Consider the following 25,019-nt stretch of genomic DNA (forward strand, 5'->3'; position numbering starts at 1 on the left):
ATGTGCTTCCTCTCCGTCACTTATGCCTGCGGCTTGAAACACTTCATAAAGCAAACCGTTCCCGCGGGCCACGCAAATTAGGGAGCAATTGCATAGCCCGCCGATCGGCACCTCAGGTGGTGGCATAGCTGTAGGCGCCGCCGCGCGCCAGGGCGCGCTGGTAGGCCGGTCGAGCGCGGATCGCCTCGAGATAACGACGGACGGCGGACAGGGGCCGCTCCCTCCCCTGCTCCATCCTCGACATGGCGGCCTCCACCGGGAAGCTCATCGCAATGTCGGCGGCCGAGAATTCGCCGCCGGCGAAATAGCCGTCGCGGGCGAGCTCGCTTTCCCAGAACGCGACGTGGTCCTCGAGTTGCGGATCGATGAAGCTCCTGGCCGCCCCCTTGGCGATCAGCGCAGCGATGGGCCGGATGAAAAGCGGCACCTGGCTCGGCAACTTGGCGAAGACCAGTTTCATCACCAGAAGCGGCATGGCCGATCCCTCGGCATAGTGCAGGAAATAGGTGTAGCGCAGCCGCTCGTCCGATCCGGCTACGGGGCGAAAGGCTTCCCCGCCATAGGTGTCGATCAGGTATTCGATGATCGCGCCGCTTTCGGCGATCACCTTGCCGCCATCCTCGATCACCGGAGACTTGCCAAGTGGATGGACCGCCTTGAGGCTTGCCGGCGCCCGCATGTCGGAACCCCGACGATAGACGTTGATGTCATAGGGAACGCCGAGTTCTTCGAGCAGCCAGAGGATGCGGTGGGCGCGGGAATTTTCGAGATAGTGGACGATGATCATCGGCGGCTCCGTGGGCAAGCCCGGCCAAACATCCGGCGGGCGACATGTTACCAATACGCCTCCGCCGCCCGCGCGGTTTCATCGCCCCGGCATTTTCCGCCGCCCCAGGTTTCAGCCCTGCGGCTCGATGACCAGCAGCTCCTCGAAATGGTTCATGTCCTCAAAGCTGCAGAAGGCGGGCGGGCACAGCGCCAGAACTTCGGCCCTTTGACGAATGTCTTCGGCGACCTCGGCCAGCATCTTCTGCCAACGAAAGAGGGCTTCATCGTCGAAGCGTTCGATGACGTAGGCGAAGGTGATGTGGAACTCATAGTCGTCGTGATCGGGATGGCGATAGCCGAACAGATCCGCCAGACGGTCGCGCCAGGTCTTCAGGGCCAGCCGATCCGTCTCCGATGCGCCCGCCAGAACGAGACCGGTAGGCAGCGCCTCGGCGACGCGCATCTGGAAGGCGGGACCGCCGTGAAAGCCGCCGAGACGCTGGTCGAGCACTGCCGTCGTATCGTCGATCGGCGTGTCGAGTGGCAGCTCGGGCGGCCAGTATCCCGGCTCGCGGCGCGTTTCGATCACACCTTGGAACAGGGTCATGTGCAGGCTGGAAATGGGCGTGAAGGCAAGCAATGCCGCTTCCGGCATGGCAAGAAAGCGTGCCCGTGCATCCACCAGGGCCTTTTGCGTCTCCGCCCCCTCGACAAGATGGCAAACCACCGTGTTGCCGCGCTCCGGCAGGAACTGACCGCTCGCATCGTAGCGGCTGCCGAAATGCGGCGGGACGCCCGGATTGCGCACTTGGGAAAAGGGGAAAAGGTTCGGCGAGATCGCAGCCGTGTCCATGGCGTCCATCCTTCGATCGAGGGGAGATGGACGCCGCTTTAGGCCGTCAATGACACCGTCTTGTGACAGGTGCCCATGCTCAGGCCGGCGGGCGCCGGTCCTTCCAGGGCCGTGCCTGTTCCAGCTCTCCGGCCAGGCTGAACAAGGTCTCCTCGTCGGCGAAGCGGCCGACGAAATGCATGCCGATCGGCAGCCCCTCCGGCGACCAGCTGAGCGGCACCGACATGGCCGGCTGGCCAGTGACGTTGAACACGGGCGTCCAGGGGATGAATTCGAAGGTCTGGGCGGCCAGCTGGTTGGCGATGCCGAGCTTCTTCAGCAGCAACCCGCCATGGACATGCCCCATGAAGCGGATCAGCTTCTTCTCGATCGGTTTCGGCTGGAGCGCGCCGATCTTCACCGGCAGGCTGGAGAGAACCGGCGTCATCAGTACGTCGTGGCTCTCGAAGAAACCGAGAACCGACCGTGCCGAAAGCTTCAGGTAGCGCAGCGCCGCAGCCAGTTCGGCGGCCGAGAAAGCCTGGCCGAGCAGGCCGAGGCCGAAGGAGGACGCATCGAAATCCTCCGGCCGCACCCGCACACCGCTCAATTCGGCGATGAACTCGATATCGGCGCGCAGCTCGGCGGCAAGCACCGTGAGGAAGGCGAGCGAGAACCGCTCGCGCTCGACCGGCGGTGCCGCCTCCACAACCTGATGTCCCAGCCCTTCGAGCAGGCGGACCGTTTCGGCAAAGGCCGCGCGAACCTCCGGCGCGACCGCCTTGCCAAGCATCGGTTCGCAGGACACCGCGATCCGCAGGCGCTTCGGGGCGCGCCCGACGGCCTCGAGCCATGATCCGCGAAACTCCGGCAGCGGATGCGGATTGCCGATGTCCGGGCCATGGGTCGCGTCCAGCATGGCGGCGGAATCACGCACCGAACGGGTCAGCACATGCTCGCCGGCAAAGCCCGACCAGGCCTCGCCGATGAAGGGGCCGACCGGCGTTCTGCCGCGCGTCGGCTTCATCCCGAACAGGCCGCAGGCCGAGGCCGGGATGCGGATGGAACCGCCGCCGTCGCCGCCGGAGGCGAGCGGCACCATGCCCGAGGCAACGGCCGCCGCCGAGCCGCCGGACGAGCCGCCCGGCGTGCGCGTCAGGTCCCACGGATTGCGGGTCGGACCAAAGGTCTTTGGCTCGGTATAGGGCGTCAGGCCGAATTCCGGCGTGTTGGTCTTGCCGAGGATGATCAACCCCGCCCGCTTCCAGCGCTTGACGAGCTCGTTGTCGGCGGAGGCCGGGATCTTGGCCCAGAGACGATTGCCCTGCGAGGTCGGGATGCCCGCGACCTGCGACAGCAGGTCCTTGAGCAGGAAAGGCACACCGGCGAACGGGCCGTCACTGAGCGGTCCGGCTGCCGCTTGCCGGGCTTCGTCGAACATCGGCCGGATCACCGCATTGAGCGGCGGGTTCAGCCTTTCGATCGCGGCGATCGCGGTCTCAACCAGCTCTGGCGCACTGACCTCGCCGCGCCGGACCAGGTCGGCAAGCCCCAAACCGTCATGCTCAAAATAGGAAGAATACATCCCATACCCCGCTTTTTGTCCAAACTAGCAGGTCAAACGGCGCCGACAACGCAATAAATCGAGTAAAACGCCAAAACGGCACCGACATTGAACCTCTTTAAACATCTGCTTAACCACGAAAAGTTTAATCTTGCCCCGCTGCGCTGGCTAACCGCGCGGTCACCTACCGGTTCGCCATGTGGACCGAAGGTTCAGAAACCTGCTCGAGAGGGGGCACCCCATGCTTTTCAAATCGGCCACAAGCCGCAACATATTCTCGGCGGTCGCGCTCGGCGTCGTGACGACGATCGGCGTAGCAGCCACGCTCGTGACCATCTCCTACGACAATATCCGCACCGCGAGCCTCAACGAAATGCGCGCAGCCGCGCAGCAGGCCGCAGCCGAGATCAATGCGGGTCTGCGGGATGGACACCGTATGGTCAGCGGTCTGGAGGCGGCGATCACGTCGCTGCGCGAAACCGGTTCGGCAACCCGCGACAATACCGTGGCCCTTCTGCACAAGACGCTCGAAGGCTATCCGGGCGCGATCGGTCTCTCGACCGGGTGGGAACCGAACGCCTTCGACGGCAAGGACGCGGACTATGTCGGCAAACCTTTCCATGACGCGAGCGGCCGCTTCGTGCCTTACGTGTTCCGCGCCGGCAGCGACATCAAGGTCGAGGTCCTGGTCGACTACGACAAGCCGGGCGCCGGAGACTATTATCAACTGCCGGTGAAGACCGGCAAACCGGTCCTCATGGAGCCTTACGTCTATCCGGTGAACGGCAAGGACGTGCTGATGACCACCCTGTCGCTGCCGACCCGCGCCAACGGTGCGGTCGTCGGCTATGTCGGCGCCGACATCGACCTCGACAAGACGGCAGCCGACCTGGCTGCCAAACGCCCGCTGGGTGACGGCTATGTCGCACTGCTCTCCTCCGCCAATGCTTTCGTCAGCCACCCGGACAAGGCGGTGATGGGCAAGGCGCTCAAGGAAAGCGGCGTCGATGCCGCAGCCTGGGAGCGCGCCCTGGCCAAGCCCGGCGAGGCCCAGACCATCGTCCGGCCCGACGGCACCGAAGATCTCGCCGTGGCGTTGCCGATCGTGCCGTTCGAAGGTGCCGTCTGGAACGTCGTCGTCTCGGTGCCCAGCGCGACGGTCTATGCGAGCCTCACCAAGATCGTGTGGAATTCCGCGGCGATCATCGGCCTTGCGGCCGTTCTTCTGGTCGTGGCCGGCTGGCTGCTCGCCCGTGGCTTCATCGGCCGCATCAACCGCGTGATCCACCAGACCACGCAGATCGCCGAAGGCCGCCTCGACGTCGAACTGACCGACCGCGAAAAGTCCGACGAACTCGGCGACCTTTCCCGCTCGCTGCAGATCCTGTTGGAGAACAACCGCCGCAAGGTTCAGCTCGAGAACGAGGCCGAGGCCCACCGCGTCCAGGAAGAAGTCGAGCGGAACGAACGGTCCAAGGGCCACCAGTCCCGCGAGGAAGAAATCCGCTTCGTCGTCACGGAACTCGGTAACGGCCTTGCACGCCTGTCGGACGGCGACATGACGGTGCGCCTCGAAAAGCCGTTCAACGGCACGCTCGATTCTATCCGCGGCAACTTCAACGAGTCGATCGAAAAGCTCCAGGCCGCGATGCTCTCCTTCCGCGAGAACGCCTCGACCATCCAGAACGGTTCGAACGAGATCCGCTCCGCCGCCGACGACCTCGCCCGCCGCACCGAGCAGCAGGCCGCCTCCGTCGAGCAGACGGCCGCGGCACTGGCCGAGATCACCCGCTCGGTCCACGAATCGACCCAGCGCGCCGAGGATGCCGGCCTCCAGGTCAGCCGCACCAAGGAAGGCGCCGAGCGTTCGGGCGAAGTGGTTCGTACCGCCGTCGACGCCATGAGCGCGATCGAGCAGTCGTCGCAGTCGATCTCCAACATCATCGGCGTGATCGACGAGATCGCCTTCCAGACCAACCTGCTGGCCCTGAATGCCGGCGTCGAGGCTGCCCGCGCCGGCGAAGCCGGCAAGGGCTTTGCCGTCGTCGCTCAGGAAGTGCGCGAACTCGCCCAGCGTTCGGCCAATGCGGCCAAGGAGATCAAGGCGCTCATCACCGCCTCGGGCGAGCAGGTGCGCAACGGCGTCTCTCTGGTCGGCCAGACCGGCGAAGCGCTTCAGGCGATCGTCGCCGAAGTCCAGCAGATCAACACCAACGTCCAGGCGATCGTGCTGGCCGCCCGCGACCAGTCGACCGGGCTGAGCGAAATCAACTCGGCCGTCAACATCATGGACCAGGGCACGCAGAAGAACGCGGCCATGGTCGAGGAGACCAACGCCGCCTCGCACACGCTGGTGTCGGAAGTCTCGGCGCTTTCCGCCCGCCTCGACCAGTTCAACCTCGGCAATGGCCGCGGCACCGCGGCTCCGATGCGGACTGCCCCTGCCGCCCCCGCCCGGCCGGTCGCGGCAAGCCCGGCCCGGTCCGCACCGGTCGCCTCCCCGGCCCGCGCCCTTGGCAACCGCCTCGCCGCCGCGATCGGCGCCAAGCCGGCACCGACCACCAGCGACTGGGAAGAGTTCTGAGCCTAAGGGACAGAGCATCGGAAACTGCGAATGGCGGGCCACGAGCCCGCCATTCTTCGTTCCGGCACCATGCGTGAATTGGGGGGAGAAGGCTGACCGATAGAAGAGACGATCTGCCGGGAGCCCGACCTCGACGGGAACAGCCCCTCACAGTCTCGGATCACGGTTCGGACCCGGAACAGACTCAGGCGCCGCGCGCTGCGAGTTGAGACGACAGAGCGCTCCCGGCTCTGCGCGCCTCCAGGGACTTCAACAGCTTGTGGGCGACCAGGACGATGACGACGGAAGCATAGCCGTCGATCGCATAATGCCAGCCGAGATAGACGGAGCTCGCCATGATGAGGAGCGTATAGGCCGCGGCGGGTGCAGCCAGCTTCGGATAGCGGTCGGCAAGGAACAGGGCGTTCATCGAGATCAGCCCGACATGAACGCTCGGAAAGGCCGAGATGCCCGAACCGAAGCCCGCAACGCCGCTCTTGTAGATCTGCCAGAGATATTCCTGGAAGGCCCGGGCCTGGCCATTGGACAAAAAGGCCAACTGCTCCATGAAACGGGCCTCGTCGCCGGTGACCGCGCCATAATAGGCAGGCCCGGCCGAAAGGGAGAGCCCGGCCAGCACATTGCCGCAGAACACCCAGACGAACATGAACATCAGCATGTAGCGGGTACGAACGCCGTTTGCCCGCGGCGAGGTCGCAACAAAGAAGAGCGCCGCGAAACACAGAACGAACCACAGAATGCTGTAGTTCCATTCCACAAGCGCTAGCACCGTCTTGTTGGCCGCGATCGGATAGAGCAACTGCCAGGGATCGTAGCCGAAGTGGATGAAGCGATCGATGTCGGCATGCAGTCTGTCATAACGGAAACCGCCGGCGAGAATAGGCAGCATGTTCTTGAACGACGTGAAGCTGCCCTGGAAAATCATCAGGGCCATCAGCAAGACCATGCCCGACAGCAGACGGCCGAGGCGCTTCGTGCCGAAGAAGCGGCGATAGGCCCGGCCCCGACGCTGGTCGAAACGCAAAATGCCATGCGCAAGATCGAACGCCACGGCCATCATCGGCATGAACCAGAGGAAGGTCAAAGGCCACTGCACGAGATAGTTCGTATGGGACGACTGTTCCCAATGCGCGCTCCCATGGAGTACAGCAAGACAAACCACGGTGTAGGCGGCAACGCAGGAATAGATCAGCGCATCGCGGCGCATCTGCTCCGCAATCTCACGCCGAAGCGCGAAAGCAAGGCTTCGCACAGTACCGGGACCAGGTAGAGATCTCATCCGGATAGATAAGCACTCTATTGCTCAGAAAACCTTAATCCCCCAAGCTGCGACATCTGGCAAACAGCTACGGCGCCGGTCGGCTTCGGCAATGAGATCTGGTCGCCCGTCGTCCCAATTCCGTCGAGACAAGATTTCCTGTCGGAATCGTCAATTTCGGGGTTCCGCTTCGGCCAACATTTCCCTATAAGCCGCTTCTAGCCTTAAAAGACCTCGTTTGCGCCCCGGCCGGTGAATTCACCCTGGCCGGCCTTTCGCGCAACTGAAAATTGGAAGACGCCGATGCCCAAGCGCCAAGATATCAAGTCCATCCTCATCATTGGCGCGGGGCCGATCGTCATCGGTCAGGCTTGCGAATTCGACTATTCCGGAACCCAGGCCGTCAAGGCGCTGAAGGAGGAAGGCTACAGGGTCATCCTCGTCAACTCCAACCCGGCGACCATTATGACCGACCCGGGCCTCGCCGACGCAACCTATGTCGAGCCGATCACGCCCGAGGTCGTCGCCAAGATCATCGCCAAGGAGCGCCCCGACGCGCTTCTGCCGACCATGGGCGGCCAGACGGCGCTCAACACCGCGCTGTCGCTGAAACGCATGGGCGTTCTCGACCGCTACAATGTCGAGATGATCGGCGCCAAGCCGGCCGCCATCGACAAGGCCGAGGACCGTGCGCTGTTCCGCGAGGCCATGGCCAAGATCGGCCTCGAAACGCCGAAGTCGATGCTGGCCAATGCCACCGAGATCAAGGATCTCGACCGCAAGACCCACGAGGTAGCCCGCGCCGAAATCAAGGCCAGGCTCTCCGGCGCCGAACTCGACACCGCGCTCGACGCGCTGGAAAACCAGTGGAACCTCGGAGAGACCGACCGCAAGCAGCGCTACATGAACCATGCCATGGCGGTTGCCGCCCAGGCGCTCGACGTCGTCGGCCTGCCGGCGATCATTCGCCCCTCCTTCACCATGGGCGGCACCGGCGGCGGCATTGCCTACAACCGCTCGGAATTCTTCGAGATCATCGGTTCCGGCCTCGACGCCTCGCCGACCACCGAAGTGCTGATCGAGGAATCGGTGCTCGGCTGGAAGGAATATGAAATGGAAGTCGTCCGCGACAAGGCGGACAACTGCATCATCATCTGCTCGATCGAGAACATCGATCCGATGGGCGTGCACACCGGCGATTCGATCACGGTCGCGCCGGCGCTGACCTTGACCGACAAGGAATACCAGATGATGCGCAACGCCTCGATCGCGGTTCTGCGCGAGATCGGGGTCGAGACCGGCGGCTCGAACGTGCAGTTCGCCGTCAACCCGGCCGACGGGCGTCTCGTCGTCATCGAAATGAACCCGCGCGTGTCGCGCTCCTCGGCGCTTGCATCGAAGGCCACCGGCTTCCCGATCGCCCGGGTCGCCGCCAAGCTCGCCGTGGGCTATACGCTCGACGAACTGGAAAACGACATCACCGGCGGCGCGACCCCGGCCTCGTTCGAACCGTCGATCGACTACGTCGTCACCAAGATCCCGCGTTTCGCCTTCGAGAAGTTCCCCGGCGCCGAGCCGACGCTCACCACCGCAATGAAGTCGGTCGGTGAAGTCATGGCCATTGGCCGCACCTTCGCCGAATCGCTGCAGAAGGCCCTGCGCGGGCTTGAAACGGGTCTGACCGGCCTCGACGAGATCGAAATTCCCGGCCTTGGCCAGAGCGACGACAAGAACGCCATTCGCGCCGCCATCGGCACCCCGACGCCCGACCGCCTGCGCATGGTCGCCCAGGCCCTGCGCCTCGGCATGTCGCCGGAAGAGGTGCATGAAGGCTGCAAGATCGACCCCTGGTTCATCGCCCAGTTGAAGGCAATCGTCGACATGGAAGCCCGCATCCGCGACCACGGCCTGCCGGAAGATGCCGAGAACCTGCGCATGCTGAAAGCCATGGGCTTCTCCGACGCGCGCCTTGCCAGCCTCACCGGCAAGCGCCCGAAGGAAGTGGCCGAGATCCGCAATGCGCTCAACGTCCGTCCGGCGTTCAAGCGTATCGACACCTGCGCCGCCGAATTCGCTTCGCCGACCGCCTACATGTACTCGACCTACGAGACGCCCTTCGTCGGACAGACTCGCTCCGAAGCTGAGGTTTCCGACCGCAAGAAGGTCGTCATTCTCGGCGGCGGTCCCAACCGCATCGGCCAGGGCATCGAGTTCGACTATTGCTGCTGCCATGCCGCCTTCGCGCTGAAGGATGCCGGCTTTGAAGCGATCATGATCAACTGCAATCCGGAAACAGTGTCGACCGACTACGACACCTCGGATCGGCTCTACTTCGAGCCGCTGACGGCCGAGGACGTGATCGAGATCCTGCGCGCCGAGCAGGAAAAGGGCGAACTGGTCGGCGTCATCGTCCAGTTCGGCGGCCAGACGCCGCTGAAGCTCGCCGAGGCGCTGGAAAAGAACGGCATCCCGATCCTCGGCACCGCGCCGGACATGATCGATCTGGCCGAAGACCGCGACCGCTTCCAGAAGCTCCTGATGAAGCTGGACCTCAACCAGCCGAACAACGGCATCGCCTATTCGGTCGAGCAGGCCCGTCTGGTCGCCTCCGAAATCGGCTTCCCGCTGGTCGTGCGCCCGTCCTACGTTCTCGGCGGCCGCGCCATGCAGATCATCCATTCGGAATCGATGCTGCAGTCCTACCTGCTCGACACGGTTCCGGGTCTTGTTCCTGAGGACATCAAGCAACGCTACCCGAACGACAAGACCGGCCAGATCAACACCCTGCTCGGCAAGAACCCGCTTCTGTTCGACAGCTACCTGACCAATGCCATCGAAGTGGATGTCGACGCGCTGTGCGACGGCACCGATGTCTTCGTCTCGGGCATCATGGAGCATATCGAGGAAGCCGGCATCCACTCGGGCGACAGCGCCTGCTCGCTGCCGTCGCGCTCGCTCTCCAAGGAAACCCTCGACGAACTGGAACGCCAGACCAAGGCCATGGCCAAGGCGCTCAACGTCGGCGGCCTGATGAACGTGCAATACGCCATCAAGGACGGCGTGATCTACGTTCTCGAAGTCAACCCGCGCGCCTCGCGCACCGTGCCCTTCGTCGCCAAGACCATCGGCGCGCCGATCGCCAAGATCGCCGCCCGCATCATGACCGGCGAGAAGCTCGATGCGGCGATTGCCGCCTATGGCGCCAAGCCCGACCCGCGCAACCTCAAGCACATTGCCGTCAAGGAAGCCGTCTTCCCGTTTGCCCGCTTCCCCGGCGTCGACACACTGCTCGGCCCGGAAATGCGCTCGACCGGCGAAGTCATCGGCCTCGACACCGATTTTGCCCTCGCCTTCGCCAAGAGCCAGCTCGGTGCCGGCGTCGAACTGCCGCGCGACGGAACGGTCTTCGTCTCGGTCCGCGACGAGGACAAGGTCCGCGTTCTGCCGGCCATCAAGCTTTTGACCGAGATCGGCTTCAAGGTCATGGCGACCGGCGGCACCCAGCGCTTCCTCGCCGAACAGGGCATCGATGCGATCAAGATCAACAAGGTTCTGGAAGGCCGCCCGCATATCGAGGACGCCATCCGCAACCGGCAGGTCCAGCTGGTGGTCAACACGACCGACAGCAACAAGGCGATCTCGGATTCGAAGTCGCTACGCCGCGCCGCCCTGATGCAGAAAGTGCCCTACTACACCACCATGGCCGGCGCGCTCGCCGCGGCCGAAGCCATCCAGGCCCTGAAGAAGGGCCAACTCGAAGTTCGGCCGCTGCAGAGCTATTTCTGAGAGGCACCATGAGCAAGCCGCTCCGTTTCACCGCCCATTCGCAGACGGTAATCTTGGAGCGGCAGTTCGGCACACCGTGACTGATTGGCGATAGGCACAGGGTCCGGTCTTCGGGACAATTTGCCTGGAAACCGAAGACGGAATCCGTATCATCACGGCGTTCCTCGATCGGAAAGCACGGATGCCGCAATGAAGCCGAAGCTCGAATACGATCCAGCGGCAGATGCCGCCTATGTCCGCTTTTCCAGCGAGCCCGTGCTCGAATCCGAGGAAGTATCGCAGGGCATCGTCCTGGATTACGATCGCGACGGACACATCGTCGGCATGGAAGTTCTCAACGCCCGCACCAACCTGCCGCCTGCCGTGCTCGACGACGCGGCCTAAGCCTTTCCATCTCCCTTGAGCAGATATCCATAGGAATCCTGAACGCCAGGCGTTGACAGACTTCTACTCCTCCTTTATTTAACCATTCAGTTAATTAACCGATGAGCTAAGTAATGTCTCTCGACCCTCTCTCCGATACGCTCTCCGCGCTCGCCGACCCCACCCGCCGGGCGATCCTGGCGCGGCTGGCGCGGGGCGAGGCGACGGTGAACGAACTGGCCGAGCCCTTCGCCATGAGCCTTCCGGCCGTCTCCAAGCACCTGAAGGTGCTGGAGCGGGCCAGGCTGATCTCGCGGGGCCGCACCGCCCAGTGGCGCCCCTGCCGGCTGGAGCCGGAGCCGTTGCAGAAGCTGGACAGCTGGCTTGAGGAATATCGCGACCTGTGGGAGCACCGCTTCGACCGGCTGGAAACCTATCTCGAAACCATCAAGCACGACGCTGACAAGAAAGGCGACGATCATGAGTGACAAGCTTGAAATCCTGAACACGCGTCTCTTTGCGGCCAGCCGCCAGGCGGTGTTCGATGCCTTCGCCGAGCCCGACCAACTGAAGCACTGGTGGGGTCCCCACGGCTTCACCAATACCGTCCCCGAATTCGACTTCAGGCCGGGCGGCAAGTGGCGGATCGTCATGACCGCCTCCAACGGCACCGATTTCGACAATCACGCGACATTCGAGGAGATCGTCGAGCCGGAGCGGATCAGCTACGTCCACCACCTGCCCATGCATGTCTTCACCATGACCATGACCTTCGACGAGGAGGCGGACGGCACGCGGCTCACCTGGCGCATGCTGTTCGAACCCACCGAAGAAAACCTGCAGCTCGAGAAATTCCTGGCAGCGGCCAACGAGCAGAATTTCGACCGCCTGGAAGACCACCTTCAAAACCAGACCGGGAAGGCTTGACCATGACAGTCCACGCAGATCCGAACAGAACCCTCTCCGTCTCGCGCCTCGTCGGCGCCCGGCCCGAACTGGTCTTCAGGATGTTCTCCGAGGCCCGGCATCTCGACGCCTGGTGGGGACCGGACGGTTTTACCAACGAAACCCACGAGATGGACTTTTCCGTCGGCGGCCTGTGGCGCTACACGATGCATGGCCCGGACGGCAAGGCATGGCCGAACTGGATCCGCTACCGCGAGATCAGCCCGCCGACACGCCTCTTCTATGATCACGGCGCCGAGATCGGCGAGCCCGCGCATTTCGAAGGCGAGATCCGCTTCGAGGCGGAAGGCGACAGGACCCGCGTGACGCTGACCCTTGTCTTCCCCACGCCCGAGGCGCGCAACGCAACGCTGAAGTTCGGCGCGGTCGACGGCGGCAACCAGACGCTCGCCAAGCTCGACGCCTATGTCAGGACGCAGACCGGCTGAACCACCGGGAGTTGCGGCCGGGCAAAATCGACACTTGCCAAGGCGGAGAATTCGCGAAATTCTCCGCCGGAATTTTCAAGGACACCAGGTCATGACCGAATCTTTGCCCATTGCAGCGCGGGCGACCAGCCGCGAATGGATTGGACTGTTCGTCCTTTCCATCGCCTGTCTGGTCTATTCCATGGACCTCTCCGTCCTGTTTCTCGCCATGCCCGCGATCACCGCCGATCTCGCGCCGTCCGCCGCCGAGCTGCTCTGGATCAACGACATCTACGGCTTCATGGTCGCCGGCTTTCTGGTGACGATGGGCACCCTTGGCGACCGGGTCGGCCGGCGCAGGATCCTGATGATCGGCGCAGCCGCCTTCGGTCTGGCCTCGCTTTTCGCCGCCTTTGCCACGACGGCGTCGATGCTCATCTTTGCCCGCGCACTGCTGGGCATCGCCGGGGCCACGATTGCACCCTCCACGCTCTCGCTGGTCGTCAACCTGTTTTCCGACGAGTCGGAGCGCAACCGCGCCATCGGCATATGGGGCACGGCTTTCGCCCTTGGCGGCCTGATCGGACCGCTGCTCGGCGGCGTCCTGCTGGAATTCTTCCACTGGGGATCGGTGTTCCTGATCAACGTCCCGGTCATGCTGGCGCTCGTCGTCGCCTCCCCCTTCCTGCTGCCGGAGTTCCGCAGCGAACAATCCGGCCGGATCGATGTCGCAAGCGTGCTTCTGTCGCTGGCGAGCGTCCTGCCCGTCATCTACGGCCTCAAGCACATCGCCACGGACGGCTTCGAGTTGGTCCATCTGCCGCCGATCGCGGTAGGTCTCGGTCTGGGCGTCGTGTTTCTCCGCCGCCAGATGCGACTGCAAGACCCGCTGATCGACCTGTCGCTGTTCGCCATCCCCTCCTTTACCGCGTCGCTGCTGGTCAACCTGTTCGGCGTCTTCTTCGTCTTCGGCATCTTCCTCTTCCAGAACCAGTTCCTGCAGCTGGTGCTCGGGCTTTCGCCGCTGCAGGCCGCGCTCTGGTCGATTGCGCCCAGCCTGGTCTTTACCGTCATGTCGCTTCAGGCCTACCGCATCACCAACCGGCTGGGCCCGGTCCGCACCGTGCTGCTTGGGCTTGCCGTCAATGCGATCGGCGCGGCCGTGATGGCGATGGCGGCCTATGGCCAGAGCCTCTATGGGGTGCTGTTCGCCAGCATGCTGATCGGCCTCGGCTTCGTCCCGGTCGTGTTGACCACGACCGGCCTCATCGTCGGCTCCGCCCCGCCGGAGCGCGCCGGCGCGGCCTCGGCGATCTCCGAGACCAGTGCGGAATTTGGCGGCGCGATGGGTGTTGCCCTGCTCGGCAGCCTCGCCAGCATCATCTACCGGCTGGCCATGGCCACCACCGACCTCGGCGCCTTGCCGCCGCCGCTGGCCGAGGCCAGCCGTTCGACGCTTGCCGCCGCCGTCGAGGTCGCGGGCAGCATGAAGGGCGAAGGGACGCCCTGGCTCGAAGTGGCGCGCGACAGTTTCTCGCTCGGCTTTGCCGTCTCCTGCGGCGTAGCGGCAATCACGCTGGTGGCCCTCGCCCTCCTCGCGCGCTGGGTCTACGGCACAAACCCGCCAGCCGCCACAACCGCTGCCCACTGAGGCAGCGGCCGAAGGAAGGCAGCGGACCGCATCGCGAATACGCGGGTGGGCGCGGGGCGAGACGCTATGATGGACGCCTCGCCTCGCCCAGCCCTCAGACGGCGGGACCGGTGATCGTGGCGACCACAGGGGCATGGTCAGACGCGATGCCGCGTTCCGGCCCCTCGCGGAAATGCGCGTCGAACACCTCGATCTTGCTCACCGTGCCGTGGCGCCGCGGATTTTTCGGATTGAGGCCGTTCGACAGGATCACGTAGTCGAGAACCGAGCCATGGCCGAAGCTGCTATGCGTCACCGGCCGGGTATTCATCTGGGTCGGCACGAGATGCCAGGCGTCGTAGAGCTTGAAGACGTGTTTCAGATAGGCGAATTCTTCCGGGATCGCGTCGCCGGCAACACTGCCCCAGGAAAACACCCGCTCGCCCTGCGTCAGGATGCCGAGCGTGTGGGATTCGGGATCCTCGTTCATGTCGCCGAGCAGGATGACCGCCGCCGCCGGATCGACGTCGAGGATACGCCGGAAGGTGCGGTAGAGCGCGCCCGCCTCCGCCGCCCGCTTGGCCACCTGATCGACGCCGGCCACGGCCCTCAGCGCATAGTAGCGCTTGACCTTGTCCGCCCAGTCGCCGACCGCGTCAATCGCGTCCGGATCGACGAAGGCCCCTTGCGATTTCAGGTGGCAGACATAGACCTTGATTTCGCCGATGCTCGGCGCCTGCACGACGGCCTCGACCGGAACGCGGGAGAAGCCGAAGCCCTCGTCGATCACGGTGTCGGCCGGGATGCCGGCGACACCGGCCAGGTCGTTCACCGTGGTGAAAGGCAGCCGCGAGGCAACCGCCACCGTGGCGTTGACATAAATCTCCGGATCGTCCGGATCGAAGATCGCCCGCGCCGCATTGTAGAAGTAGGGATAGCCCGCCGCCTGGGTCAGCACCCTCAAGGCCTCGTCGGACACCACTTCCTGGAAACCGACGACATCGGCGTTCATCTTGGTCAGCATGCCGGAGATCCAGTCGAGCTTCGCCGCCCATTGCTCCGGCGTGTAGGTCGCGCTCGCCTTGCGCTCGTGCCAGTAGATGCCCGGCGCGGCAAAATGGTAGAGATTGAAGGTGGCCACTCTCAGATCAGGCATGTCGTCCTCCCCTTGCCCGCAATCCACTGACAGGATGTCCACAGACTGCGACATCCACTTAAAATTGTAAACATGACACGGTTGTGATAACCTGAGGCCGTTTCGGTAATGGGGTCAGACCATGGGCAAGAACATCGTTCTTCTGTTCGACGGAACCTCGAACGAGATCGCCGCCGACCGCACCAATATCCTGCGCCTGTTCGGCACGCTACGGCGCACCGACCAGCAGATCGTCTACTACGATCCGGGCGTCGGCACTTTTGGCGCAGACAATGCCTGGTCGCGCTGGTGGCGCAAGGCGGTGGAGATCTGGGGCCTGGCCACCGGCTGGGGCATCGACGCCAACGTCAAGCAAGCCTACCGCTTCATCATCGAGAACTATCAGGCAGCCCCGCGCGACAAGGACGGCAAGAAGATCGGCGAGGACGACCGGATCTATCTCTTCGGCTTCAGCCGCGGCGCCTATACGGCGCGGGTTCTGGCCGGCTTCATCCATAGCCTCGGGCTCGTCCGTCCCGAGCAGCTCAACCTGGTCGATTATGCCTACCGGACCTACAAGGGCATTTCCGAACACAAGACGACGGCGGATGGCGAAGACGAAGCCGGCAAGTCCGCCTTTGCCGACATGCGGATCTACGAGCGCACGCTCAAGGGCTACCGCCCGGCGATCGAACTGCTCGGCCTGTTCGACACCGTCGCTTCGGTGATTGAATCCGGCAAAGTCGGCCTGAAGTTCAAGACCCACCCCTTCACCCATCGCAATCCGAGCGTCCGGCGGGTGCGCCATGCCGTCGCCATCGACGAGAAGCGGACCATGTACCGTGCGGAGCCCTGGACCCCGGACCAGCCCTTCTGGGGCAGCCCCTTCCGTCCGCCCAAGGATCGGCCGGTGGTGCCGCAGGACGTCAAGGAGGTCTGGTTCACCGGCGCGCACGGCGATGTCGGCGGCGGCTACCCCGAAAGCGAAAGCGCGCTGATCAAGCTGCCGCTCGCCTGGATGATCGCGGAAACGAAGACGATGGGCCTCGACTATTCGACGCTCACCGTCAACGAGGTTGTGCTCGGCAAGAACCCGAACAAGGCCTATGTCGCGCCCGATCCGATGGCGAGGCCGCACGACTCCATGAACCTCGTCTGGCGGCTGGTCGAATGCCTGCCGCGGCGCATCCCCTCCTCGTCCTGGCGCCACGGCGGCAAGGGCGGCGGCGTCTACCTGCCGCTCTCGGATCCGCGCTTCATTCCGGAAGATGCCCTGATCCATCAGTCCGTGCTCGATCGGCTGAACGGCATGCCGCCCGACGGCCCCTACCGCCCGCGCAACCTGCCGAAGAACTACCGGATTGAGCCGTGACGGACCTCCGTGGGAGGCACGGCCTCCAGAGGTTCCTCCAAAAGGAAAAATTAAATCTCTGGAAATTGCGCGATCCAATCTGCTATAGTTTGTCTATCGTTGATTTGAACTGGTTCCGTGGCTTCGCTTCGGGACCTGTTTTCTTTTATGTCCAGCGCCAAGCGGGCATGAAATGCGAAGGAAAATGACATGGTAGAAAAGGTACCGATGACGCAGTCCGGCTTCACGAAGCTGAACGAGGAACTGCGTTGGCGCCAGCAGGAAGAACGCCCCCGCATCATCGAGGCGATCGCTGAAGCGCGCGCCCATGGCGACCTTTCCGAAAACGCCGAGTATCACGCCGCCAAGGAAGCCCAGAGCCATAACGAAGGCCGTATCGGCGAACTGGAAGACCTGATTGCGCGCGCCGAGGTCATCGACCTGTCGAAGATGTCCGGCTCCACGATCAAGTTCGGCGCGACCGTCAAGCTCATCGACGAGGACACCGAGGAGCACAAGACCTACCAGATCGTCGGCGATCAGGAAGCCGACGTGAAGGCTGGCCGCATCTCGATCTCCTCGCCGATCGCCCGTGCCCTGATCGGCAAGGAAGTCGGCGACAACATCGAAGTCGTCGCTCCGGGCGGCTCCAAGGCCTACGAGATCCTCGCGATCAACTGGGGCTGATCCGGCCCGGAAGGCTTCCCCCTTGCCTCCCCTCGACGACATCACCGTGATCGCGCCGCATTTCAAGCGGCGCCTTTCCGGCGTGACTTCGACCGTCGTCCAGCTCATCCCCGAACAGCGTCGGCTCGGGCGTGGCGTCGTCACGCTCGGCCCCGGCCTGCCGGACGATTTGCCGAAGATATCCTGGGCGCAGCTGCCGGCTCTCTGGCGCCGGCCGAAGTCCGCGAGCAACCGCGTCTGGCACGCCCGCCGCAACAACGAGATGCTGTTCGGCCTGTTGCTGCGCGACGTCCTGCGCATGCCGCTGAAGCTGCTGTTCACCTCGGCCGCCCAGCGTCATCATACCGGCTATACCCGCTGGCTGATCTCGAAGATGGACGCCGTGGTCGCCACCAGCGCCCGCTCCGGCTCGTTCCTCAAGGTGCCCCATACCGTCATCCGTCATGGCATCGATATCGAGCGTTTCCATCCGGGAGATGGCGTCGATGACACGATCGCCGCAACCGGCCTCCCCGGACGATATCTCGTCGGCTGCTTCGGCCGGGTGCGCCACCAGAAGGGTACCGACCTCTTCGTCCGTGCCATGATCGAGCTCCTGCCGCGCTTTCCCGACTGGACCGCAGTGATCAGCGGACGGGTGACCCCGGACAACAAGACTTTCGCCGACCAACTCAAGGCCGACATCGCCGCTGCCGGCCTGTCGTCGCGCATCGTCTTCCTCGGCGAGGTCGACGACATCAGGCCGTGGTACCGGCGCCTCACGCTCTATGTCGCACCTTCGCGCAACGAGGGTTTTGGCCTCACCCCGCTCGAAGCCATGGCATCGTCCACAGCCTCGGTCGCCAGCGATGCCGGCGCCTATGCCGAACTGATCGCCGAAGGCGTAACCGGCAAGGTGGTGCCCGCCGGCGACTACGAGGGGCTGCGCGACGCGATTGCCGGCTATCTCGCCGACCCGACCGAGGCGATCGAAGCCGGCCGGCGCGGACGCGCCCATGTGGTCGAGAATTTCGCCCTCGTGCGGGAGGCGACGGCGCTGGAGATGGTCTATAACCGGCTTCTCGTGCAAGGAAGCTGGGGATCCCAACCATGAGCAAGACGAACTTTGTCGGCCAAATGAAGCATTTACGAGCAATCCGAGCTGCGATGGGCGCAGACATGGTATCAGTACCGGTCGGATTGATGGCGGGACTACGCCATCTCATACGTCTTGAGGGCCTCGGAGCGGCGCTCGTCTCACCCTTTGGCGCAGCCCCCTTCGACCTTAAGCCATACGTCGAGCGCAATCTGCTGCGCCGCCGGATCCGCTTTCCGCGATTGTTCGGCAACTTCGTGGCCGCTGCGTTCTATCGAACCGCTTTACAGATGCGAGCACGGCTCTCGGTCGCTTTGCTAATTGCTGAATTCAAGCGCCACCCGCAGGCTCGTGCCCTTGTCTACAACGGCTTCCTAATGCCTGATTCTCTGACCGGCGCAGTGGCCGATCATCTGGGGCGCGGGAAACTCGTCGTAGAAAAAGGCTTCTTCCCGAAGACACTGCAATGCGACCGGAACGGCATCAATTTCGGCAGCACGCTGCCGCGCGATCCTGGGTTCTACCGGTCCCTGCCGGCCAGCGTCGGCACTCGCCTTCCGGAAGACATCGGCCGCCGCCGCACCAAGCTCCGAGGCAAACAAGTCGATGATCTGCCCGATTCCTATGTCTTCGTGCCGATGCAGGTGCCGAGCGACATGCAGGTGCTCGAACACTCTCCATGGATCAGCGGCATGACGCAACTTTACGGCGTCATCGCCCGGCTGGCCAACAGCATGCCGGAATTGAACTTCGTTGTGAAGGAACATCCGAGCTTTCCACTCTCAATCCGCAAGCACGTACTTCCGCATCCCCGCATCGTCTTCGCCAATCGCAACGACACGCGTGAACTCATTGAGGCGGCCGACGCGGTGATCACCATCAATTCGACCGCCGGGTTGGAAAGCCTGTTACTTGGTAAGCGGGTTGTCACTCTCGGAGACGCACCCTACAATATCAAGGGCATCGTCCGCATGGCCTCCGGCGAGAACGAGCTTCTGCGCGTTATGGGCGAACTGCCCGGCTGGCAACCCGACGAGGCGCTGCGTGAGGCCTTCCTCCGCTATGTCTACAACGTCTTCCTGCTACCGGGCAACATCGACAATCCGAAACCCTTCTTGCTTGAGGCGATACGCCGCCGCGCCGAGGGCAACGACGAGCACGCGGCCTTTATCGCCGCACTCCGGCCCGATCACGAAAGATAGTGCCAACGGCTTGCGTATCGGCGCAACTGCGCTAAGACCACTCGGCGAAAGGGCAGGATGATGGCCAATGTAAACCGCGACGCGGTCAATGTGATTTGTATCAAGTGGGGCAAACTGTACGGCCCCGACTACGTCAACAATCTCTACCATGGTGTCTCGAAGCACCTGAGGCGCGCCCATCGCTTCGTCTGCTTCACCGATGACGCCACCGGTCTGGAGGAAGGCATAGAGACTTTCCCGCTGCCGGAACTCGACCTGCCGTCCGGCCAAGGCGACAAGCGCTGGCGCAAGCTCGGCCTCTTCCGCCGCGATCTCGCCGACCTCCAAGGCCAGACCCTCTTCCTCGACCTCGACCTGGTGGTGATAGACGACCTCGACCCGTTCTTCGATCATCCCGGAACGTTCCTCATCATCCGCGACGACGACCTGTTCCGGGCCAAGCCGCTGCGCAGGATCAATCCGGCCCGCAACCGCTTCCTGCACTCAGTCGGCAACAGCTCGGTGTTCCGCTTCGGTGCGGGAAGGCATGCTTATATCCTCGACGCCTATGTCGCAGATCCGGAAGGCGCCACCGCGCGATATGAGATATCGCAGCAGTTCCAGAGCGCGCAGCTGGAAGCCCACGGCCATCTGCAATACTGGCCCCAGGAATGGTGTGTGAGCTTCAAGAACGCCTGCGTCCCCCCCTTCTTCAATAGCTACTTCAAGGACCCCGTTCCGCCACCTAACGCGAAGATCGTTGTCTTCGCCGGCACCCCCAAGATGAGTGAAGTGCTGGACGGCGGGGGACACAAATGGTACCGCCGCATCGGCAATGTCGACTGGCTTCGCAAGGCCTGGAGAGGATAACAAGATGGCGCGTCCCCTCACCCCGCCTCCCGCCTTCGACAGCGACAGCCCGTGGGGCCGCTATCGTCTGGTGCTGCCTACGGCGCTGGCGCTTTGCCTGTCACACGTCATTCCGGCCTTTCTGGCGCCGCTCACCAAGGCGCTGCGCCGCTCTGTGAAGTACAAGTGCACGCAACCGCTTGATCTCATCATCTGGGGGCTCAAGCTCAGGCTGCTTCCGCGCGGCAACATCTCCGAGGAAAAGCTCTACACCGCGCCGCAATTGTTCGACCGTGCAGAGTTGGCCTTCGTGCGCGAGCGGATAAAGCCCGGAACGATCTTCCTAGACGTCGGCGCTAACGCCGGCGTCTACAGTTTCTGGGCGAGCCGTTATCAGGCCGGTCGCGGCCGCATCCTGGCGGTAGAGCCAGATCCTGAAATGCGCCGCCGCCTGTCGTTCAACGCGGCGACCAACGGACTGCCGATCGAAATCCAGCCGTTCGCGCTCAGCGATCGCGACGGCACGGCCGAATTCCACATCAATCCAAATCAGCGAGGCACCAATTCGCTGGAAACCGGCCTCAACGACAATGACGGCGACGTGGTGCAGAAGGTCCAGGTTCGCACGCTCCAGAGCCTGCTCCACACCGCCGGCGTCACAACCGTAGACCTCATGAAGATCGACATAGAGGGTCACGAAATGCCGGTTTTGCGCCATTTCTTCGCCCATGCACCGAAGAGCCTTTGGCCTAAGGCTGTGATCAGCGAATACAACCGAAAGACCGCCGACGAACTGCGCGCCCTAATGGAAGGCTGCGGCTACAGGGTCGCCCGGCAGACCGGACTAAATTTTATTTTCACCCTGACATGAGACCGACATCGCGGCGGAGGCCAAGAAGGCGCGGTCGCGCGGGAGCTTGAAATGGCACGCAAGAAGAGCAGTTTCGAAAAATTCTTTTCGTTCTCCCGCCACCGCAAGCGCTGGGGCGGTGGCAAGTTCGCCGTGGCGCTGACCGATTACGAACCTCTGAAGACCAGGCTGGTGGAGAACACGGACAAGGACTGGCGGAAAGGCCACCAAGAGGATATCGCCGAGCACATCGCCAATCTGCGCGTGGAATTTGCCGGAAAAGCGGAACTCCTGTTCGAGCACGCCAAGCTGATCGTACTAATACGGCGAGAGTACAAAGCGAAAGAGATGTACGCTCAGTTCCGCGCTATGTGGGATAAGGAAGCAGATTATCTGGCCGAAAATTTGAACATGCGCTGGCTGATATCGGCCGCCGACACGTTCGCTGACCATGACCAACATATCGCCGATCGCTCGATTGCCTTAATGACGTCTGCCTTCGCCACAACGATTAAGATCTACGAAACTGAAAGATATATAACAGCAAGCGAGAATAACACCGTACTGCAGCAAAGAGTGGCAACGCTTCAACCTGATCAACCACAGACACCACTATTTGATGGCATGTGTCTTTTCAGGGTTGGAACCGACGACACACTGCGAAACCTGCACTGGCGACTGAAGCCCTTTTTCAAGCAAGGTGCAGTCGGTAAGATTGCAGCTGCAATCTATGAGAGAATGCAAATCAACGATACCGCGTTCGCGCGCCTAAGAAGACTGCATCACCGCAGTCGTACCATGTGGTGGTAAGGAGCAAATGTCATCTCTGCAGCCTCTCCCCTCTCTAGAACACGTCGACGAGTTATCCAAATGAAGAATCCAGTCGCAATACTCTTCGCCAATCTCAAAGGTAATCTCGGAGACTTTGCCATCCTACAGGCAATATTGGAAGACGTAAGCCTCCGGCTCCCCGGACACCCAATTCATGTTTTTCACCACCCATTTACGGCCGTTAACAATGAAAACCTGGCAGTTTTTCGGGCGTCGGCCCCAGAGTTCGAACTTGCTGGCCCCACTTACTCCATCCGTTTCCCTTTCTACGTCAAGTGGCTCACCCGCTATCGAATGTGGAAACACATTCAAGCCTGGTATATTCTCGCGATGGAAAAGAAGGCACGCTCAGACGCCATTAGATTCGAGCAGTACGAAGCAGTGATTGTCGCCGGAGGGGATCAATGGGGCGGAAGCAACCCGGGCGCTTCAATGTTCGGAACAGTCAAGGCAATTTCGCATCACAATAGCCGCATTTACGCCTACCCATTCTCCGTCTCAGCTCAGGCTTTTCGCTTCAACTCCCCAATGGCCATAAGGGAGTACTTCGCCGAGATTCGTGCTCCAATCATCGCACGCGACATGATGACTCGGAATAACTTGCTGACATGCGGAGTCGATGCGACTTTCGGCAACGATTGTGTATTCGCGCTTGGACATATCGCAGACAAAATACCGCCGATGCCACATCGAGACTTGTGCCGCGTAATTCTGATCGTGACGGGAAGTTCTAATAGGAACCGGCTGCAAATCGTAGCAAGCGGCTTACTGTCTGCGGGGATTCCGATTGAATTTATGACGACGTCCCCCCCTGAGGACGCCGAATGGTTTGAAGAGTTGGCACGCCGGCTCGGCGTGCCGGTCCGCACGCCAGTCAGTTGGCAGGAAGCCGTTGGCGAATTGAAAGCAAGCAGCCTGATCGTGACGAATCGACTTCATGCAATGATTTTCAGCTGTTTTGGCAACACAGCGATTCTTCCAATTTCCGACCGTGCAAAAGCCGGAGCCCTCGCAGAAGACATGGGGCTGATCGACGTTGCTCACAGCATAGAAGAAATATCTCCCGACCGAGTTAGGAAAGCGATTGCCAATCGCGAACTGACGATCAAAATAATGCATGCCTATCGCGCTCAAAGCCAAAACGAGATGCTGGCGCCTGCATTCGACGTCTGACAAGGTTGCTCACATCTAGGCACCCTAGTTTTTGCCGCAATGCCTCAGATCTCCACCAGGCCGACCTTCTTGACCTGGCGGATGGTCAGCATGGTGCGCACCGTGTGGACGTGCTCGTTCGCCGTCAGAACCTCGATGACGAAATCCTGGAACTTGGTCAGGTTCTCCGCCACGCAATGCAGCAGGAAATCGCTGTCGCCCGACACCATCCATGCCTGGCGCACCATCGGCCAGCCGTCGGTGGCGGCGGCAAAGGCCTTGAGATTACTTTCCGACTGATGCTTGAGGCCGATCATGCAGAAGGCGACGAGGTCGAAGCCCAGCTTCGGGGCGTTCAGCATCGCGTGATAGCCTTCGATGATGCCGGCCTCTTCCAGCTTGCGCACGCGCCTGAGACAAGGCGGCGCCGAAATGCCCACGCGCTCGGACAGCTCGACATTGGTCATTCGACCGTCGCGTTGCAGTTCCCGAAGGATCTTCAGATCAATAGCGTCCAGCTCGGCTCTCACCAGGGATCGACCTTTCATGGGATGATGATCCCGATATCTAGCTGAATCGCGCCAATAAGCAAGAATCTGTCCAGACTGAGCACAAAAATTGCCGCGCGCGCCAATGCCTTGTTGGTATTGCAAAGCTGACCTTGAATAAATGCATGGACCAATCATAAATGAGGCTACACACGAGCGGCGCGCGATCTTATATCGCCCCTCCCTTTGCTCCGCTTTGAAAGGACTAGCCATGACTGCCCGCCATACCAAGGTGCTGATCATCGGTTCCGGCCCGGCCGGATATACCGCAGCGATCTACGCCGCCCGCGCAATGCTGAAGCCCGTCCTGATTGCCGGCATGGAACAGGGCGGTCAGCTGATGATCACCACCGACGTGGAGAACTATCCCGGTTTCGGCGATCCGATCCAGGGCCCCTGGCTGATGGAACAGATGCTGAAACAGGCGACGCATGTCGGCGCCGAGATCGTCAACGACCTGGTGACCGAGATCGACCTGTCGCACCGCCCCTTCACCGCCAGGACCGATTCCGGCCAGGTCTGGACTGCCGATACGCTGATCATCGCCACGGGCGCCAAGGCCAAATGGCTCGGGATCGAGAGCGAACAGCACTTCCAGGGCTTCGGCGTCTCGGCCTGCGCCACCTGCGACGGATTCTTCTATCGCAACAAGGATGTCATCGTCGTCGGCGGGGGCAATTCCGCGGTCGAAGAGGCGCTCTATCTGTCGCACATCGCCAAGTCGGTGACCGTCGTGCATCGCCGCGATTCGTTCCGCTCGGAAAAAATCCTGCAGGAGCGCCTGTTCGCCAAGGACAACATCCGCGTCATGTGGAACACCGAAGTCGCCGAGATCACCGGCGCGCCGGCCAAGCCGCCAATGCCGCCGTCGGTCAGCGGCGTCAAGCTGCGCGACACGCAGACCGGCGCGATCACCGACATGCCGATCGACGGCGTCTTCGTCGCCATCGGCCATGCGCCGGCCGTCGAACTGTTCAAGGGCAAGCTCAAGCTCAAGGCCAACGGCTATCTGTGGACCGCGCCGGATTCGACCGCCACGGACATCGAGGGCGTCTTTGCCGCCGGTGACGTGACCGACGACATCTACCGCCAGGCGATCACCGCCGCCGGCATGGGCTGCATGGCGGCCCTCGAGGCCGAACGCTTCCTGTCAGCCGCGCCGGTTCGGGCCGAAGCCGCGGAATAACGATAAAGAGAGGGGG

22 protein-coding genes are annotated in these 25,019 nt (G+C 62.6%); 16 read left to right on the top strand and 6 right to left on the bottom strand.

The window, feature by feature from the left end:
* Positions 1–112 precede the first annotated feature (112 nt).
* The 3 genes from L867_RS0103725 to L867_RS0103735 form a co-directional block, all read right to left on the bottom strand.
* On the bottom strand, positions 113–787 hold the full coding sequence (locus L867_RS0103725) for a glutathione S-transferase family protein (RefSeq protein ID WP_028735636.1): 675 nt from the start codon (positions 785–787) through the stop codon (positions 113–115).
* 111 nt (positions 788–898) lie between these two features.
* Positions 899–1,621, bottom strand: a complete 723-nt coding sequence (locus tag L867_RS0103730) for a DUF1868 domain-containing protein (protein ID WP_028735637.1) — start codon at positions 1,619–1,621, stop codon at positions 899–901.
* A gap of 79 nt (positions 1,622–1,700) precedes the next feature.
* A complete protein-coding gene (locus L867_RS0103735) occupies positions 1,701–3,185 on the bottom strand; it encodes an amidase (protein WP_028735638.1) in 1,485 nt (494 codons plus the stop codon).
* A gap of 220 nt (positions 3,186–3,405) precedes the next feature.
* On the opposite strand from L867_RS0103735, the gene L867_RS0103740 reads away from it, so the two are divergent.
* A complete protein-coding gene (locus L867_RS0103740; protein WP_028735639.1) occupies positions 3,406–5,748 on the top strand; it encodes a methyl-accepting chemotaxis protein in 2,343 nt (780 codons plus the stop codon).
* Positions 5,749–5,932: 184 nt separating this feature from the next.
* On the opposite strand, the gene L867_RS24505 is transcribed toward L867_RS0103740, so the two are convergent.
* Positions 5,933–6,955 carry a phosphatase PAP2 family protein gene (locus L867_RS24505; RefSeq protein ID WP_051438794.1) on the bottom strand — a complete coding sequence of 341 codons (1,023 nt, stop codon included), beginning with the start codon at positions 6,953–6,955 and terminating at the stop codon, positions 5,933–5,935.
* 354 nt (positions 6,956–7,309) lie between these two features.
* Between L867_RS24505 and carB the strand changes: the two genes are divergently transcribed.
* From carB to L867_RS0103780, 6 genes are all read left to right on the top strand, one after another.
* Positions 7,310–10,792, top strand: coding sequence for a carbamoyl-phosphate synthase large subunit (carB, locus tag L867_RS0103755; RefSeq protein ID WP_028735640.1), 3,483 nt, complete (start codon positions 7,310–7,312; stop codon positions 10,790–10,792).
* Positions 10,793–10,981: 189 nt separating this feature from the next.
* Positions 10,982–11,176 carry a DUF2283 domain-containing protein gene (locus tag L867_RS0103760; RefSeq protein WP_028735641.1) on the top strand — a complete coding sequence of 65 codons (195 nt, stop codon included), beginning with the start codon at positions 10,982–10,984 and terminating at the stop codon, positions 11,174–11,176.
* A gap of 113 nt (positions 11,177–11,289) precedes the next feature.
* Positions 11,290–11,643 (top strand): ArsR/SmtB family transcription factor, encoded by a 354-nt coding sequence (locus tag L867_RS0103765; RefSeq protein ID WP_028735642.1) that lies wholly within the window; start codon positions 11,290–11,292, stop codon positions 11,641–11,643.
* Positions 11,636–12,082 carry an SRPBCC family protein gene (locus tag L867_RS0103770; protein WP_028735643.1) on the top strand — a complete coding sequence of 149 codons (447 nt, stop codon included), beginning with the start codon at positions 11,636–11,638 and terminating at the stop codon, positions 12,080–12,082. Before L867_RS0103765 ends, L867_RS0103770 begins: the two co-directional genes overlap by 8 nt.
* A gap of 2 nt (positions 12,083–12,084) precedes the next feature.
* Positions 12,085–12,549 (top strand): SRPBCC family protein, encoded by a 465-nt coding sequence (locus L867_RS0103775; protein WP_028735644.1) that lies wholly within the window; start codon positions 12,085–12,087, stop codon positions 12,547–12,549.
* A 91-nt stretch (positions 12,550–12,640) separates the two neighbouring features.
* Positions 12,641–14,179, top strand: a complete 1,539-nt coding sequence (locus L867_RS0103780) for an MFS transporter (RefSeq protein WP_028735645.1) — start codon at positions 12,641–12,643, stop codon at positions 14,177–14,179.
* A 94-nt stretch (positions 14,180–14,273) separates the two neighbouring features.
* Here the strand turns inward: L867_RS0103780 and L867_RS0103785 are convergent, their stop codons facing one another.
* A complete protein-coding gene (locus L867_RS0103785) occupies positions 14,274–15,314 on the bottom strand; it encodes an endonuclease/exonuclease/phosphatase family protein (RefSeq protein ID WP_028735646.1) in 1,041 nt (346 codons plus the stop codon).
* A gap of 121 nt (positions 15,315–15,435) precedes the next feature.
* Between L867_RS0103785 and L867_RS0103790 the strand changes: the two genes are divergently transcribed.
* The 8 genes from L867_RS0103790 (at position 15,436) to L867_RS0103825 (ending at position 23,290) form a co-directional block, all read left to right on the top strand.
* A complete protein-coding gene (locus L867_RS0103790) occupies positions 15,436–16,665 on the top strand; it encodes a T6SS phospholipase effector Tle1-like catalytic domain-containing protein (RefSeq protein ID WP_028735647.1) in 1,230 nt (409 codons plus the stop codon).
* Positions 16,666–16,854: 189 nt separating this feature from the next.
* Complete coding sequence (gene greA / locus L867_RS0103795) at positions 16,855–17,331, top strand: transcription elongation factor GreA (RefSeq protein ID WP_028735648.1); 477 nt, start codon at positions 16,855–16,857, stop codon at positions 17,329–17,331.
* A 22-nt stretch (positions 17,332–17,353) separates the two neighbouring features.
* Positions 17,354–18,424, top strand: a complete 1,071-nt coding sequence (locus L867_RS0103800; protein ID WP_028735649.1) for a glycosyltransferase family 4 protein — start codon at positions 17,354–17,356, stop codon at positions 18,422–18,424.
* Positions 18,421–19,608 (top strand): capsular polysaccharide export protein, LipB/KpsS family, encoded by a 1,188-nt coding sequence (locus L867_RS24510; RefSeq protein ID WP_084638436.1) that lies wholly within the window; start codon positions 18,421–18,423, stop codon positions 19,606–19,608. Before L867_RS0103800 ends, L867_RS24510 begins: the two co-directional genes overlap by 4 nt.
* A gap of 60 nt (positions 19,609–19,668) precedes the next feature.
* Complete coding sequence (locus tag L867_RS0103810) at positions 19,669–20,457, top strand: hypothetical protein (protein ID WP_028735650.1); 789 nt, start codon at positions 19,669–19,671, stop codon at positions 20,455–20,457.
* A gap of 4 nt (positions 20,458–20,461) precedes the next feature.
* The gene (locus L867_RS24515) at positions 20,462–21,307 is read left to right on the top strand and encodes an FkbM family methyltransferase (RefSeq protein ID WP_051438796.1); all 846 of its coding nucleotides are present in this window, start codon (positions 20,462–20,464) and stop codon (positions 21,305–21,307) included.
* 51 nt (positions 21,308–21,358) lie between these two features.
* Complete coding sequence (locus L867_RS0103820; RefSeq protein WP_028735651.1) at positions 21,359–22,096, top strand: hypothetical protein; 738 nt, start codon at positions 21,359–21,361, stop codon at positions 22,094–22,096.
* A 60-nt stretch (positions 22,097–22,156) separates the two neighbouring features.
* Positions 22,157–23,290: a polysaccharide pyruvyl transferase family protein gene (locus L867_RS0103825; RefSeq protein WP_028735652.1), complete on the top strand. Its 1,134-nt coding sequence runs from the start codon at positions 22,157–22,159 to the stop codon at positions 23,288–23,290.
* A gap of 44 nt (positions 23,291–23,334) precedes the next feature.
* Here L867_RS0103825 and L867_RS0103830 read toward each other — a convergent pair whose 3' ends face one another.
* Positions 23,335–23,802 (bottom strand): Lrp/AsnC family transcriptional regulator, encoded by a 468-nt coding sequence (locus L867_RS0103830; RefSeq protein WP_028735653.1) that lies wholly within the window; start codon positions 23,800–23,802, stop codon positions 23,335–23,337.
* A 226-nt stretch (positions 23,803–24,028) separates the two neighbouring features.
* Here L867_RS0103830 and trxB point away from each other — a divergent pair, with 226 nt between their 5' ends.
* A complete protein-coding gene (gene trxB, locus L867_RS0103835) occupies positions 24,029–25,003 on the top strand; it encodes a thioredoxin-disulfide reductase (protein ID WP_028735654.1) in 975 nt (324 codons plus the stop codon).
* Positions 25,004–25,019 lie beyond the last annotated feature (16 nt).

It is taken from the genome of Paenirhizobium selenitireducens ATCC BAA-1503 (assembly GCF_000518785.1).
Classification (GTDB): domain Bacteria; phylum Pseudomonadota; class Alphaproteobacteria; order Rhizobiales; family Rhizobiaceae; genus Allorhizobium; species Allorhizobium selenitireducens.